At 52.3% G+C, this 14,195-nt stretch carries 17 protein-coding genes; all 17 read right to left on the bottom strand.

Features of this window, described 5'->3' with window-relative positions:
* Position 1 precedes the first annotated feature (1 nt).
* The 17 genes from lepB to NQ534_RS18980 all read right to left on the bottom strand — a co-directional run bounded on the left by lepB (position 2) and on the right by NQ534_RS18980 (position 14,098).
* Positions 2-586, bottom strand: coding sequence for a signal peptidase I (gene lepB, locus NQ534_RS19060; protein WP_040782584.1), 585 nt, complete (start codon positions 584-586; stop codon positions 2-4).
* A 126-nt stretch (positions 587-712) separates the two neighbouring features.
* A complete protein-coding gene (gene rplS, locus NQ534_RS19055; protein ID WP_006861173.1) occupies positions 713-1,060 on the bottom strand; it encodes a 50S ribosomal protein L19 in 348 nt (115 codons plus the stop codon).
* A 115-nt stretch (positions 1,061-1,175) separates the two neighbouring features.
* Positions 1,176-1,838, bottom strand: coding sequence for a hypothetical protein (locus NQ534_RS19050; protein ID WP_006861174.1), 663 nt, complete (start codon positions 1,836-1,838; stop codon positions 1,176-1,178).
* The gene (gene trmD / locus NQ534_RS19045) at positions 1,831-2,565 is read right to left on the bottom strand and encodes a tRNA (guanosine(37)-N1)-methyltransferase TrmD (protein WP_006861175.1); all 735 of its coding nucleotides are present in this window, start codon (positions 2,563-2,565) and stop codon (positions 1,831-1,833) included. Before trmD ends, NQ534_RS19050 begins: the two co-directional genes overlap by 8 nt.
* The gene (gene rimM / locus NQ534_RS19040) at positions 2,562-3,068 is read right to left on the bottom strand and encodes a ribosome maturation factor RimM (protein ID WP_006861176.1); all 507 of its coding nucleotides are present in this window, start codon (positions 3,066-3,068) and stop codon (positions 2,562-2,564) included. The genes trmD and rimM overlap by 4 nt, the downstream gene beginning before the upstream one ends.
* A gap of 83 nt (positions 3,069-3,151) precedes the next feature.
* A complete protein-coding gene (locus NQ534_RS19035; protein WP_006861177.1) occupies positions 3,152-3,379 on the bottom strand; it encodes a KH domain-containing protein in 228 nt (75 codons plus the stop codon).
* A 16-nt stretch (positions 3,380-3,395) separates the two neighbouring features.
* The gene (gene rpsP, locus NQ534_RS19030) at positions 3,396-3,641 is read right to left on the bottom strand and encodes a 30S ribosomal protein S16 (RefSeq protein ID WP_006861178.1); all 246 of its coding nucleotides are present in this window, start codon (positions 3,639-3,641) and stop codon (positions 3,396-3,398) included.
* 35 nt (positions 3,642-3,676) lie between these two features.
* Positions 3,677-5,026, bottom strand: a complete 1,350-nt coding sequence (gene ffh / locus NQ534_RS19025; RefSeq protein WP_040782495.1) for a signal recognition particle protein — start codon at positions 5,024-5,026, stop codon at positions 3,677-3,679.
* A gap of 2 nt (positions 5,027-5,028) precedes the next feature.
* A complete protein-coding gene (gene ylxM / locus NQ534_RS19020; RefSeq protein WP_006861180.1) occupies positions 5,029-5,346 on the bottom strand; it encodes a YlxM family DNA-binding protein in 318 nt (105 codons plus the stop codon).
* A 145-nt stretch (positions 5,347-5,491) separates the two neighbouring features.
* The gene (gene ilvA / locus NQ534_RS19015; protein ID WP_006861181.1) at positions 5,492-6,703 is read right to left on the bottom strand and encodes a threonine ammonia-lyase; all 1,212 of its coding nucleotides are present in this window, start codon (positions 6,701-6,703) and stop codon (positions 5,492-5,494) included.
* A gap of 12 nt (positions 6,704-6,715) precedes the next feature.
* On the bottom strand, positions 6,716-7,651 hold the full coding sequence (ftsY, locus tag NQ534_RS19010; RefSeq protein ID WP_006861182.1) for a signal recognition particle-docking protein FtsY: 936 nt from the start codon (positions 7,649-7,651) through the stop codon (positions 6,716-6,718).
* Between the two features lie 37 nt (positions 7,652-7,688).
* On the bottom strand, positions 7,689-11,249 hold the full coding sequence (gene smc, locus NQ534_RS19005; protein ID WP_074679803.1) for a chromosome segregation protein SMC: 3,561 nt from the start codon (positions 11,247-11,249) through the stop codon (positions 7,689-7,691).
* Between the two features lie 3 nt (positions 11,250-11,252).
* On the bottom strand, positions 11,253-11,945 hold the full coding sequence (gene rnc / locus NQ534_RS19000) for a ribonuclease III (protein ID WP_006861185.1): 693 nt from the start codon (positions 11,943-11,945) through the stop codon (positions 11,253-11,255).
* Between the two features lie 67 nt (positions 11,946-12,012).
* Entirely contained in the window at positions 12,013-12,243 is a 231-nt protein-coding gene (gene acpP, locus NQ534_RS18995; RefSeq protein ID WP_006861186.1) for an acyl carrier protein, read from the bottom strand.
* Between the two features lie 2 nt (positions 12,244-12,245).
* On the bottom strand, positions 12,246-13,271 hold the full coding sequence (gene plsX, locus NQ534_RS18990; RefSeq protein WP_040782497.1) for a phosphate acyltransferase PlsX: 1,026 nt from the start codon (positions 13,269-13,271) through the stop codon (positions 12,246-12,248).
* 116 nt (positions 13,272-13,387) lie between these two features.
* On the bottom strand, positions 13,388-13,567 hold the full coding sequence (gene rpmF, locus NQ534_RS18985) for a 50S ribosomal protein L32 (RefSeq protein WP_006861188.1): 180 nt from the start codon (positions 13,565-13,567) through the stop codon (positions 13,388-13,390).
* 3 nt (positions 13,568-13,570) lie between these two features.
* The gene (locus tag NQ534_RS18980) at positions 13,571-14,098 is read right to left on the bottom strand and encodes a YceD family protein (RefSeq protein WP_006861189.1); all 528 of its coding nucleotides are present in this window, start codon (positions 14,096-14,098) and stop codon (positions 13,571-13,573) included.
* Positions 14,099-14,195 lie beyond the last annotated feature (97 nt).

Below are 14,195 nucleotides of genomic sequence, written 5' to 3'. Positions count from 1 at the left end.
ATCAGTCTATCAGCCCGAAGGAATCAAACGGCGAGATACGAAACCACACCTTTCCCTCGATATAATCAAAATTCACCAGCCCGATGTCCGCATAGCGGCTGTCCTCGCTGTCGTTGCGGTTATCGCCGAGCACAAAATATTCCTTTACTCCCAGAGTAATCGGCTCGTCGGCAAGTCCGCTGTTATTCATCAGCGGATAGTCCGTCTTCTCCAGATAGACCGTGCCGTTTATATAAATCATGCCGTCTTTAATCTGGATAGTCTCGCCCGGAAGCCCGATAACGCGCTTGATGTGCGTATGGCTGGTGGAGCTTCCGTTCGGCTTAAATGCAATAATATCGTTTCTCTCAGGGCTTCCTATGCGGTAAGAGAGCGTATTCAGCAGGACCCTGTCCCCGTCCGCAAGCGTCAGCTCCATAGATTGTCCGACATTTGTGCGTGTCTGCCCGAAAAAATACACAAGAACAAATGCAAACAGGACGACCACAGCGATTTCAAAAATCCAGAGCAGCACGCTGCTGATTTTCTGCCGCAGGGTTCTTTTTTCCTTCTGCCTTTTTCTGCTTCCTCTGCCCTTTTTTTTCATGCCATCCTCCTCTTTACATCTGCGCGCGAAAAAATCACGCACGCGCATTTCTCTTCTGCGGACGCGCCCGCATAAGCGTGACAAAAAAGGCTGTCCGCATCAGAATCAGACAGCCCTTCCCGCTTTTTATTTCACCAGTTCTTTTACCTTTGCACTCTTACCGGAACGATTTCTCAGGTAGTTCAGTTTTGCACGTCTTACTTTACCGCGTCTTACTACCTCTACCTTTTCCACGTTCGGGGAATGTAACGGCCATGTCTTTTCCACGCCAACTCCGTTGGAATTTTTTCTTACCGTGAAGGTCTCGCGGCTGCTTCCGCCCTGTTTCTTCAGAACAGTACCTTCAAATACCTGGATACGCTCACGGTTTCCTTCTTTGATCTTACCGTAAACGCGAACGGTGTCTCCCACATGAAACTGCGGAACCTCAGCCTTTAACTGAGCTGCTTCGATGTTTCTGATAATTTCCTGCATTGTGTGCCTCCTTATTCTTCTGGATGTTCATAATACATACGTAACAGAGGACCATCTCTTTTATCACAACGTAGACTATTCTAACATGCCGCAGCAGAAAAAGCAAGCACAAATATCATTCTTCTGCCTTTTCTTCAGCGGTGCCGCCGGCTTCTGCCTCCGGCGCTTCGTCCGCTCCAGCTCCGGCTTCTTCCGCCTCCGCTTTCTCTTCTGCTTCCGGTTTTTCTTCCGCCGCGTCCGTCGTTTCCTGTGCTTCGTCCGCCGCTTCTGCCGTCTCCGCCTCCTGTGCTTCGTCCGCTGCTTCCGCCGTCTCCGCCTCCTGTGCTTCGTCCGCCGCTTCCGCCGTCTCCTGTGCTTTTTCCGCCTGCGCTTCGTCCGCCGCACTCTTCACTGCGTCCGCTGCATCGGCGACCGCTTTTTTTGCTTCGTTGATGATGTCCTCCGTGTCCTGCTCCATCTCCTCGGCAAATTTTTTATCCTCATCGGACAGCTGCTCCTTCAGCGCTTTGATTTCCTCCTCCAGAGCGGCAATCTCATTGTAAATATTGTTGATGCCGATAATTCTGTCCTCAAACTCGCCGACAGCGTCCTTGTGCGCCTCGTAGTACGCCCTGCCGAGCGCGGTGAATTCATCGTCCGCTTTTTTCTTCTTGGCAAGCACCTTCGTATGCAGGCTTGCAAGCTCCGCCAGCTTTCCGGTCTTTTTTACCATTACCTGTGCGAGGTCCCCGACATTCTGTGCAAGGTCTCCAAGCTTCTTTCCCAAATCTTCAAACATCGTTTTCTTCTCCTTTCACCATCGCTTTTTCTTTTTCGGTGAGATCTGCCTTTTCCAGCAGATCCGGTCGCCATCTGGCAGTGCGCAGCACCGACTGCTCCCTTCGCCATTTTTCCACATTCGCGTGGTGCCCGGACAGCAGTACGGGCGGAACAGCCCTGCCCCGCCATACCTCCGGTCTGCTGTACTGCGGATATTCCAGCAGGGAATCCTGGAAGGATTCCGTCTCTGCGGAGCTTTCGTTATTCAGTACCCCTTCCACCAGACGCGAGATAGTGTCAATCATAACCATCGCAGGCAGCTCTCCGCCGGTCAGCACATAATCGCCGATGGATACGAAATCCGTGACGATTTCCTGCAGGACACGCTCATCTATCCCCTCGTAATGTCCGCACAGAAAGACCAGCTCGTCCTCGCGTGAAAATTCCTCCGCCATCTTCTGATGAAAGGTCTGTCCCTGCGGCGTGAGATAGATGGTGCGCAGCTTTCTGCCCGCCTGCTCCTCTATGGATTTATATGCGCCGTATACCGGCTCCGCCTGCATTACCATGCCTGCCCCGCCGCCATACGGGTAATCGTCCACCTTGCCATGCTTATTTCCCGCGAAATCACGGATATTTACGGTGTTCAGCGAAAGAATCCCCTTCTCGATTGCCCTGCCCGTAATGCTTGTGTGCAGTCCGTTTTCAATCATTTCGGGAAACAGTGTCAGTACATGAAATTTCACAGCAGCCCCTCCAGCAGATGAACCGTCATTGTATTTTTTTCCAGAGATACCTCTATAATACATTCTTTTGTGTTCGGTATCAAGACTTCTTTTTCATTTTTTGTTTTTACCACGTAGACGTCGTTGGCGCCGGTGCGGATGACCTCCGTGAGGGTGCCCAGCTCCTCCCCGGTATCGGTTGAAACGGACAGTCCGATTAAATCGCACAGGAAATATTCTCCCGGCGCCAGCTTCACCGCATTTTCCCGCGTCACAAGCAGCGGACAGCCCCTGTATTTTTCCACATCATTAATATTGTCGATTCCTTTAAATTTCAGAATCACCATGTTTTTGAAAAATTTCACCTGCTCAATGGCAAGCGGCACATTGCCGTGCTTTGTCTCCGCAAAAACCTCTTTGAGCTTTTTAAAACGGGCGGCGTCGTCTGTCGTCGGATACACCTTCACCTCGCCGCGAATCCCGTGGGTGGAAGAAACCACGCCCACCTGCAGATACTGCTCCATAAATCTCCTCCATATCTTTCCTGCATTTCATATCTTTCCCGTATTGTTAAAAAAGAACCCCGCGGGCGGGATTCTTTTTTGCATTACACAATATCAACAACCACTTTTTTATCGCTTCTGGACGCCGCAGCTTTTACAACGGCGCGGATTGCTTTTGCAATTTTGCCCTGTTTGCCGATAACTTTTCCCATATCAGACTGGGCTACTTTCAGTTCAATCACGGTAGTTTTGCCGCTTTCTTTCTCCGTAACTACGACCTCTTCCGGATGTTCTACCAGAGATTTGGCAATTACTTCTACTAAGTCTTTCATTACCGCCACCCCTATTCTACTTCTCGATACCGGCCAGCTTGAAGAGCTTTCCTACAACCTCTGTCGGCTGTGCGCCATTTGCAAGCCATTTCTTAGCCAGTTCTTCGTCGATTTTAAACTCACTCGGGTCAGTGTTCGGATTGTAGGTACCAATTTCATCGATACATCTTCCGTCTCTCGGAGCTCTGGAATCTGCAACTACAATTCTATAGAAAGGAGCTTTCTTCTGTCCCATTCTTCTTAATCTGATTTTTACTGCCATTTCAACTCACCTCCTTGGATGCAATCATTGTTTATTTAAAAGGGAAATTTAAATTTTCCTCTTTTACCACCTCTGCCTCCCGTCATTCCGGGAATCTGCTTCATCATCTTTCTGGTCTGCTCAAACTGCTTTACCAGCCGGTTTACCTCCGCAATATCGACGCCGCATCCGGCGGCAATGCGTTTTTTGCGCGAAGGATTTAAGATATCCGGATTCGCTCTCTCCTCCGGCGTCATGGACAGGATAATCGCTTCGTTGCGCGCAAGCGCCTTCTCATCAATCATTCCCTCCAGATTTTTCATCTTGCTTCCGCCCATTCCGGGCATCATGGAAAGAATACCGGACAGACCGCCCATGTTTTTCATCTGGTTCATGCTTTCCAGATAATCGTCAAAGCCGAATTTCGCCTTTTTAATCTTCTGCTCAAGCTCCTTCGCCTTGTTTTCATCGAGGGTGGCCTGCGCTTTTTCAATGAGGCTCATGACATCGCCCATGCCGAGAATACGGGAAGCCATGCGGTCCGGATAAAACTGCTCCAGGTCGGACAGCTTTTCGCCCATGCCGACATACAGAATCGGCTTGCCGCAGGTCGCACGGATGGAAAGCGCCGCGCCGCCGCGGGAATCGCCGTCCAGCTTTGTCAGGATAACGCCGTCGATACCGATTTTCTCGTTGAACATTTCGGAAACATTGACCGCGTCCTGACCGGTCATGGCATCGACCACCAGAATCGTCTGGTCGACATGCACCGCTTCCTTAATCTGCACCAGCTCGTCCATCATTTCTTCATCGACGTGAAGACGCCCCGCCGTATCCAGAATCACCACATTCATGTTGCGGCTCTTCGCGTGCTCCACCGCCGCTCTGGCGATGTTTACCGGGCTCTGCTTATCGCCCATCGAGAAGACCTCGATGCCCTGCTTTTCTCCGTTTATCTGAAGCTGCTGTATCGCCGCCGGACGGTAAACATCACATGCCGCCAGCAGCGGCACCCGCCCTTTTGACTTCAGCTTTCCGGCAAGCTTTGCCGTCGTCGTCGTCTTGCCCGCGCCCTGCAGACCGACCATCATGATGACGGTTATCTCTCCCGCCGGACGCAGCGCGATTTCCGTGGTCTCGGAGCCCATCAGCGCGACCAGCTCCTCGTTGACGATCTTAATCACCATCTGTCCGGGATTTAAGCCTGTCATGACATCCGCACCGACAGCGCGCTCCTGCACGGACTTCATAAACTGTTTTACCACCTTGAAGCTGACGTCCGCCTCCAGCAGCGCCATCTTGACCTCCTTCAGAGCGGCTTTTACATCCGCCTCTGTCAGACGCCCCTTGCTGCGCAGGTTCTTAAACACATTCTGTAATTTATCGGAAAGGCTTTCAAATGCCATCTTCACAACTCCTCTAAAATCTCGCCTGCAATTTTCCTTATCTCCTCATGCCCCTCTGCGAGCGCATGAATCTGTTCAGCCTTTTTGCGGATAGACAGAAACTTCTCCACCAGATGCAGCTTTGCCTCGTAATCCTCCAGCGTCCTGTTGCACCGTCTGATTAAATCGTGCACGCCCTGCCGGCTGATATGGTACTGCTCCGCCGCCTCCGCACAGGAGCAGTCATTGAGAATCACATCCTCATAAACATTCCGCTGATGCTCTGTCAGAAGCTCACCGTAAAAATCAAACAGCAATGTCTGCTCTACAATCCGTTCCATCTGTCATCACCTTCGCTATCATAATACAAAAAGGAAACGGTGTCAAGTATTTTTTCTTGACACCGCATACAGAAATTTTACGCTGCTGTTTTTTTCCGTTCACAGCACTTTTGCAGATCCCTTTGAAATCCGCTTCGCAAATCTGCTACAGACTTGTGCGGATGACGCGCGGCTTGAAGCCGTTTTCCTCCAGTGCCTGCACGATCTGGTTTTTGTGCTCGGTTCCAAAAGTCTCCATCGTGATTTTCAGCTCCACCGCCTTGCTGCGGTTGGTGCTGACAAACTGGTTATGGTCCAGCTTGATGACATTACCCTGCAGCTTTGCGACTACCGTGGAGACGCGCACCAGCTCGCCCGGCGTATCCGGAAGCAGCACGGATACCGTAAAAATGCGGTCCCGCTGGATCAGTCCGAACTGCACGACCGAGGACATGGTGATGACGTCCATGTTTCCGCCGCTTAAAATGGCAACAATCTTTTTGTTCTTTGCATTCATGTGTTTGAGTGCCGCCACCGTGAGCAGTCCGGAATTTTCGACGATCATCTTGTGATTTTCCACCATATCGAGGAAAGCGACGATCAGCTCGTCATCCTGGATCGTGATGATGCCGTCCAGATTTTTCTGCAGATACGGGAAAATTTTCTCGCCGGGGCGCTTTACCGCCGTGCCGTCCGCGATGGTATTGATATCCGGAAGCGTTACTACCTCGCCCGCCTCCAGCGATGCCTGCAGGCAGTTTGCCCCCGCCGGCTCCACTCCGATTACCTTGATATTCGGGTTCAGCATTTTGGCAAGCGTGGAGACGCCGGTCGCCAGACCGCCGCCGCCCACCGGCACCAGAATATAATCTACCAGCGGCAGCTCCTTGACGATCTCCATCGCAATCGTGCCCTGTCCGGTGGCAACGGCAAGGTCGTCAAACGGATGGATAAAGGTATAGCCCTTTTCCTCGGCAAGCTGATAAGCGTACTCACACGCCTCATCGTAGACCTCCCCGTGCAGAATCACCTCTGCGCCGTAGCTCTTCGTGCGGTTTACCTTCATGAGCGGTGTTGTCACCGGCATCACGACCACCGCCTTTACGCCCAGCTCCTTCGCCGCATAGGCGACGCCCTGCGCGTGGTTGCCCGCCGACGCCGTAATCAGACCCTTTTTCTGATCCTCTTCGGGCAGCACCGAAATACTGTAATAAGCGCCGCGAATCTTATATGCGCCGGTAATCTGCATATTCTCCGGCTTTAAATAAATACGGTTGCCCGTCTGGTCGCTGAAATACTTGCTGTACACCAGCTTTGTCTCCTGTGTGACTCTTTTTACTACCTCCGACGCTTCTTCAAACTTCTCTAATGTCAGCATACTTCTTCCCCTTTATTCTTTATCGTCTGTCAGAAACAGCGCGTTTACAAATTCCTCCGCATTAAACTTCTGAAGGTCCTCAATGCTCTCGCCCACACCGATATACTTCACCGGGATGCCGAGCTCCGAATGGATGGCGATGGCGATACCGCCCTTCGCCGTTCCGTCCAGCTTTGTCAGAATGATGCCGGTAATATTAGTAACCTCGGCAAACTCACGCGCCTGCACAAGCGCGTTCTGTCCGGTGGTTCCGTCCAGGACGACCAGCGTCTCCCGGTAAGCCTCCGGATATTCCTTTTCGAGAATGCGGTTAATCTTTCCCAGCTCATTCATCAGATTCTTTTTATTGTGAAGCCTGCCCGCCGTATCGCAGAGCAGCACGTCCGCATGGCGCGCCTTCGCCGCCGCTACCGCGTCATAGACCACGGAAGCCGGGTCGCTGCCCTCCTGCCCGGAAATAATCTCCACACCGGCGCGGTTTGCCCACTCGGAGAGCTGTTCCCCGGCGGCAGCGCGGAAGGTGTCCGCTGCCGCAAGCACGACCTTCTTCCCCTGGTCCTTCAGCTTTCCGGCAAGCTTTCCGACGCTTGTCGTCTTGCCGACGCCGTTTACGCCGATAACAAGCACCACCGAGGTGCGGTTCTCAAATTCGTAGGCGGTCTCTGTAACCTCCATCTGCTGGCGGATGCTCTCGATGAGATAGCGCTTGCACTCCGACGGCTCCTTGATGTGGTTTTCCTTCACCTTTTTCTTCAGGTCCTCAATAATCGCAGTCGTCGCATTGATGCCCAGGTCGCCCATGATCAGCGTCTCTTCGATTTCCTCATAAAAATCCTCGTCGATACTGGAAAAACCGCTGAAAATGCTGTCAATACCGGATACGATATTATCTCTCGTCTTGGAAAGCCCCTCTGCCAGTCTTCTGAAAAAACCCTTTTTTTCTTCCATAAAGCTCCTCCTCTCAAGGACTTAAATGCCCTGCATCCTATTTATCGAGTTCCTCTTCTACCATATTTACGGAGACCTGCGTGGAAACTCCCTTCTCCTGCATGGTGATTCCGTAGAGGCGGTCTGCTGCCGCCATTGTTCCCCTTCTATGAGTAATAATAATAAATTGTGTATTCTTTGTCAACTTTTTCAGATAGTTTGCGTAGCGCGCCACGTTATTTTCATCCAGCGCCGCCTCGATCTCATCCAGCAGACAGAAAGGCGACGGCTTCATGTTCTGGATGGCAAAAAGCAATGCGATCGCCGTGAGCGCCTTTTCTCCGCCGGACATCTGCATCATGTTCTGCAGCTTCTTGCCGGGCGGCTGCGCGATAATGCGGATGCCCGCCTCCAGAATATCCTCGTCCTCCACCAGCTCCAGCGTTCCGTGCCCGCCGCCGAACAGTTCCTTAAAGGATTTGGCGAATTCCTTCTGCATGATGGCAAATTTTTCCGCAAACTGTTTCCGCATCCCGCTGTCAAGCTCTTTGATAATATCCTTCAGAGCCTCCCCCGCCTTTACCAGGTCGTCGTGCTGCTCCGTAAGGAATTTATGGCGCTCTGCCGTCTCGCGGTATTCCTCGATGGCGTTTACATTGACGGGACCAAGCGCTTTGATTTCTCCCTTCAGCTCCGCAATGCGCTTCTTAAGCTTCGCCGGATTTTCGTGCTCCTTATCCTCAAAAGCCGCCGCTTCGCTCGCCGTCAGATTATATTCCTCCCACATATAGTTGATCTGCCGCTCGCGGTAATCCTCCAGCCGCTCCTTCTGGCTCTCCAGGCGGTATCTCTCCTTGTCCAGACTGCTCATCTGTCCGGAAAGCGCCTCACGCTTTTCAAAAAAGCCCTTATGCGCCGCGGATACCTCCTGCCGCTCCTGCATGAGCGCATCAAGCTGCTCCTGCTGCTCTTGTCCGGAAAGTGCCGTCTGCTCCAGCTCCTCCTCTATGCGGGCGATCTGCGCCGTCTTCTGCGCCGTCTCGTCCCCGAAGCCCTGCCTGTCTGCGCAAATCTGCTCCTGCTCCTTTATAAGGCTCTGCCGCTCGCTCTCCAGGCGCGCCGCCGTATCGGCGGCAAATGTCTCCTGCTGCGCAAGCTCCGCCGTTCTCGTGCGCGCCGCCGCCGTCACCTGGCTCTGCTTTTCCTGCAGACGGCGTTTCTCTTCCAGCTCTGCCCTCCGGCCGGCGACCTGCTCCTCCAGCTCCTTCTCATGCGCCTGCGATTTCTCCAGCTCCTCCGTCAGCGCGCTTTTCTGTACGCCGATATCCGCTATCTGCTCCTCCAGCTCCGCCGCCTCGCGTCCAAGCTGCTCGTTGCCGCTCTGGTTCTTTTTCGTCTGACCATCGATTTCCTCCAGCTTCAGGCGGGCGGTATTCTGAAGCAGATACTGCTGCTGCAGCTTTTCCGTGCGCGTCATCAGCTCCTGGCGCTGCTGCTGCCTTTTTTCCCGCAGCGCCTCGATATCCTTCTGTGTCTGCAAAACTTCGGCGTTTTTTTTGGCAACGCTCTTTTCCAGCTCCTCCGTCTCGCGCCTTCTTCCCAGCAGATTGCTGGAATTTTTGAAGGCTCCGCCGGACATTGAGCCGCCCGGACTGAGCAGGTCGCCCTCCAGCGTGACGATACGCAGGCTGTGCCGGTATTTTCTGGCAATGGCAATCGCGTTGTCAATCGTATCCACCACCAGCGTCTGTCCCAGCAGGTATTCCACCAGATTTTCATAAATCTCGTCCGCCTCGGCGAGCGTGCTGGCGACGCCGACCGCTCCCGGCTCATAGAGCGCCTGCTCCTTCGCCAGACCGCCGCGCCTGCGGATGGCTGTCAGCGGAAGAAAAGTGGCACGCCCGTAACGGTTCTTCTTCAGGAAGGCAATCATGCTCTTTGCCGTCTCCTCATTATCCGTGACGATATTCTGGATGCTTCCGCCAAGCGCCGTCTCAATGGCGGTCTCATATTTTTTCTGTGTCCTTATTAAATCCGCTACCACGCCGTGCAGACCGGGCTGCACAGCCTTCTGCTCCATGACCTTGCGGATACTGACGCCGTAGCCGTCGTAGCGCTCCGTGATATTGCGCAGCGATTCCAGCCGTGACGCTTCGCGGTGGTATGCCGTCTTCGCCTCCTCCAGGAAACGGTTTTTCTGCGTCAGCGCCTCCTGAAGCTTCTGGATATCCTGCTCGATCACGCTGTTATCGGCGACCATTTTCTCAATCGCTGCAACGGTCTTATCATATTCCTCCTGCAGCTCTTTTCGCTTTCCGGAGAGGCTCTCCTCCTCTCCCTTTGCCGTCAGGAGACGTCCCGTCAGCTCTGCCTTCCGTATCTGAATCTGTTCCAGCATGGTGTCATAGCGCGAAAGGTTTGTCTTTGTGACGCTGCGCTGGTTGATCAGCGAAATCAGCCCGGACTGCCCCTGCGCAATCTCCGTCTCCAGGTCAGATACCTCGCGGGTAAGCTGCCCCAGAAGCTGCTCATGCTCCTTTTCCTGCGCTTTTGCCGCTTGCGCCTCCTGATGCAGCGCCTGCAGCTTCTCCTGCTCCTGCTTCTGCCGAAGGACACGCTCCGCAAGCTCCTCTGACAGGTCCGCCATGCGCTTTTCATAATGCTCATCGTTCATCTGCGCCGAACGTATCTGCTCCTTCAGAAGCCCGATCTGCCCCTCCATCTGCTGGCGGTCGATCTCACTTTGATGTATCTGGTTCTGCTTTTCTGCGATGGCGGTATTCAGTCCTTCCATCCGCTGCTCCGCCGCCTCGTACTCGCTTTTTGCCGCCTCCAGCTGTTCGCCCGCCCTGGCAATATCGCCGTCCGATATGGAAATCTTCTGGCAGACCTCCTCAAGCTGCGCCTTTACGCGCCCGTCCTCCAGCAGGAACATGTTGATATCCAGCGTTTTCAGCTCTTCCTTGCGCTGCAGATAAATCTTCGCCTTCTCAGACTGCTTCTGGAGCGGACCAAGCTGCCGGGTAATCTCCGAGAGGATATCACGCACGCGCGTCAGATTATTATTCTCATCCTCCAGCTTTTTCTGCGTGGTAAGCTTGCGCCGCTTAAACTTCACGATTCCCGCCGCCTCGTCAAACAGCTCGCGGCGCTCCTCCGGCTTTCCGCTGAGGATTTTATCGATCTGTCCCTGTCCGATGATGGAATAGCCCTCTTTTCCGATACCGGTATCATAAAAAAGCTCCTGGATATCGCGCAGACGGCAGTTTGTCCCGTTAATCTGATATTCGCTCTCTCCGGAGCGGTAAAGGCGGCGCGTCACCGTCACCTCCGAGTAATCCGTCGGAAGCTGGTGGTCACTGTTATCCAGCGTGATGGCGACCGAGGCAAAGCCCAGCGGCTTGCGGTTCTCCGTGCCGGAAAAAATGACGTCCTGCATGTTGGCGCCGCGGAGCTGTTTTGCGCTCTGCTCGCCAAGCACCCAGCGGACGGCGTCCGCCACGTTGCTCTTTCCGCTGCCGTTCGGTCCCACAATGCCGGTAATCCCGTTGTGGAACTGGAATTTCATCTTATTTGCAAAAGACTTAAACCCCTGCACTTCGATGCTTTTTAAATACATAAATTACTGTTGTCCTTTCAAAATCATCATAGTACGGTATGCCGCCTCCTGCTCGGCACTCTTTTTCGTCCTGCCGCGCCCTTCCTCAAAGCCCTTATCGCCGATAAAGAGCTGCACCACGAAGGTCTTGTCGTGCTCCGGTCCCTCCTCGCGCAGAAGATGATAGGACATTGCCTCTCCCTTGTAGGAGCTCTGCACGATTTCCTGCAGGATAGTTTTACTATCAAAAAAGAGTTTTTTATGCTCTACCCCGTTTAAAATAAATCTGTTTACGAATTCTTTCGCACTAGTAAAACCACCATCCAGAAAAATCGCGCCAATCAGCGCCTCCATCGCGTCGGAGACAACGGAATCGCGGTGGCGTCCGCCCGTCTGCTCCTCGCCTCTGCCCAGCCGCAGAAAAGAGCCAAGCTCGATCGCCGCCGCGCACTGTGCCAGCGTCGGCTCGCACACGATGCTCGCCCGCAGCTTCGTCATTTCGCCCTCCTTCATTTTCGGGTAATGACGGTACAGGTATTCGCTGCTGGACAGCTCCAGCACCGCATCGCCGAGAAATTCCAGACGTTCGTTATCCTTTAGGTGATATTTTTTATGTTCGTTTGCATATGAGCTGTGACGGAGCGCATTTTCCAGCAGCTCCTTATCCTTAAAGCTGTATCCCGTCATCTGCTCCAGCTCGCTTATATCTCTTGACATCCTTCCATACTCCTTAACATGCGAAGAGAGCGCTTTATCCGGCGCTCTCCCACGAAATAAGTAATCATTAATTCACTGCATTTCTGATTGCTTCTACCGCATCGCCTACCGAAACGATTTTTTCCGCTTCTTCTGTCGGAATCTCAATATCAAATTCCTCTTCGATGCCCATAATAATCTGATAAACATCCAGCGAATCCGCACCGATGTCATCCACAAAGGTCATATCCGTGGTAATCTCATCCGCATCCACATTCATAACTTCCGCAATAATTTTCTGCAATTTCTCTAATTCCATAATTATCCCTCCTGATTATTCTGTTCTTCCCTAAACAGCTCTCTCATAATTTCGCTGATGTGCTGTTTTTTGAATTGTGCACACTGCATAATGGCATTTTTTATCTCGCCGTTTTTCGCACTTCCGTGTGTTTTTACCACCAGTCCGTTCAGACCGAGCATCGGGGCTCCTCCGTACTGTGTGGCATCGAAGGTTTTTACTGTTTCCTTCAGCGCCGGTTTTATCAGAATCGCGCCAATCTTAGAGCGCAGACTTGTCATCAGTCCCTGCTTTATCTTTTTGATCAGCGTCGCGCCCACGCCCTCATAGAGCTTTAAGATCACATTGCCGACAAACGCCTCACAGACAACGACGTCACATGCTCCGGCGGGGATATCCCGCGCCTCCACACTGCCGACAAAATTGATATCCGGGCACTCTTTTAATAAAGGATATGTCTCTTTTACCAGGGCATTCCCTTTTTCTTCCTCCACACCGATATTGACAATGCCGACGCGCGGATTTTCAATGCCTAACACATTTTTCATATAGACGGAACCCATTCTGGCAAACTGGACAAGATGGGATGGACGTGCATCCACATTTGCACCGCAGTCAATCAGAAGCGCCACGCCGTTTTCGGTAGGAATAAGCGGCGCCAGGGGTGGCCGCTCCACACCACGGATCCTGCCCACAAGAAGCTGTCCGCCAACCAGCACAGCCCCGGTGCTGCCGGAGGAGACGAACGCATCCGCTTCCCCCTTCTTTACCAGCCGCATACCTACCGCGATCGAGGAATCCTTTTTCCTGCGGATGGCATTTACCGGCGGCTCTCCGGTTTCAATCACTTCTTCTGCATGGACAATTTCTATCCGGTCTTTCGGGTAAGTATACTTTGCCAGCTCCTTTTCTATGACCTCACGCTTTCCGGTGAGGATCACCCGGACGCTTTCATCAGCGAGTACAGCTTCCACTGCTCCGTGAACCGGCTCCACCGGAGCATAATCCCCGCCCATAGCATCGACAACTACCCGTACACTTTCCTCCATCCAATCATCTCCTTTATCTCTATTCACTATCATACAGGACATCGTTTTAAAAATCAACATATATTTTGCGCGAAAAAAGGCCTCCCGAAAAGTGGGAAGCCTCATTTTGTCTCTGATTAATCCTGAGCGATAATCTCTTTTTTGTTGTAGGTTCCGCAGTTCTTGCAGACTCTGTGGGACATCATCAGCTCACCGCATTTGCTGCACTTTACAAGGTTCGGAGCAGTCATTTTCCAGTTTGCTCTTCTTTTGTCCCTTCTTCCTTTGGAAGATTTATTCTTCGGGCAGATAGACATCGTTCACACCTCCTTATATTTGTTAAAAATCTCCTGGATTTTCGCCATCCGCAGGTCTGTTTCCTCTTTCCTGCAGTTACAGGTATTCTGATTTAAATTGGTTCCGCAGATACTGCAAATTCCTTTGCAGTCTTCTTTACAAAGCACTTTGGACGGCCAATTCACCAGCAGCTCGGAATAAACAAGTTTATCCACATCCAGACTGTACCCTTCTACATAAACAAAATTTTCCAGCGTCTGCTGGCTCTCCGCCTCACTCTTATTCAAATCTGCCTCTTTTTCAAAAGACAGCTCCAGCGTGACATCGACGTCCTCCAGACACCGGTCACAGGGAATACGCACCGTCAGCACGGTACTCCCCGTAATCTGCAGCTTTCTGTCTCCCATGTTCCGAATCTCCAGGGAAACCGGCTGCTGCATAACGATAGGAAATGCTCCCATTTTTGAAACAAACTGCTTCATTTCCGGCATGACGTCTGTCTGCATCACTCTTCCGTCGTTTTTTATCACTTCGTTTAAGTCTATCAGCATGACATCCTCCTATCCATACTTGAATATTATAACTATCCGCTATACTTTTGTCAATCAGTTTTTTGACATTTGTTTCTGATTTGCCGCACGGCCAGGC

It is taken from the genome of Marvinbryantia formatexigens DSM 14469, assembly GCF_025148285.1.
Taxonomy (GTDB): domain Bacteria; phylum Bacillota; class Clostridia; order Lachnospirales; family Lachnospiraceae; genus Marvinbryantia; species Marvinbryantia formatexigens.
The sequence above is the reverse complement of the archived record's forward strand: the minus strand, read 5'-3'. Positions and strand labels throughout refer to the sequence as shown.